This window comes from Streptomyces carpinensis, assembly GCF_002154505.1.
GTDB lineage: Bacteria > Actinomycetota > Actinomycetes > Streptomycetales > Streptomycetaceae > Streptomyces > Streptomyces carpinensis.
On the sequence record NZ_MUBM01000408.1, the window covers coordinates 308 to 896 of the forward strand.

1 protein-coding gene is annotated in these 589 nt (G+C 69.2%); it reads left to right on the top strand.

The window, feature by feature from the left end; translation table 11 throughout:
• A partial coding sequence (locus BZY54_RS54075; protein ID WP_425276367.1) for a hypothetical protein occupies positions 1 to 289 on the top strand: 289 nt, incomplete at its 5' end.
• Between the last annotated feature and the right edge of the window lie 300 nt (positions 290 to 589).

The window sequence follows — 589 nt, forward strand, 5'->3', positions numbered from 1 at the left end:
GCTCGGTACGGCGGAGATCCGCGAGGTCTTCAAGTCGTCCAAGCTGGGCAACATCGCCGGTGTCCTCATCCGGTCCGGCGAGGTGCGCCGCAACACCAAGGCCCGCCTGCTGCGCGACGGCAAGGTGGTCGCGGAGAACCTCACCATCGAGGGCCTGCGTCGCTTCAAGGACGACGTCACCGAGATCCGCGAAGGGTTCGAGGGCGGTATCAACCTCGGCAACTTCAACGACATCAAGGTCGACGACGTCATCGCGACGTACGAGATGCGCGAGAAGCCGCGGGTGTGACGCCCCGGCGCAGACCGGCCGGCGGGANNCGGTTCGCCCGGGCGAACCGGGCGCGGAGGACGGAGCCCTGCCTGGGTCGGTCCGGGGCCCAGCCCCAGGGGTACGCGGATGAAACCCCAGGGACGGGAGCTGCCTGCCCACCGGCGGGCGGAAACCCCGTCGAGCCGCAGACGGGATCGCGGTACCGTTCTTGATGTCCCTGCCCGCACCGAAGGCAGGACCATCGACCCCGTACCGGCGGGCAACCCGGCACACACATGTACGTGGGGACTCTGTCCTTCGACCTGCTCCTCGGCGACG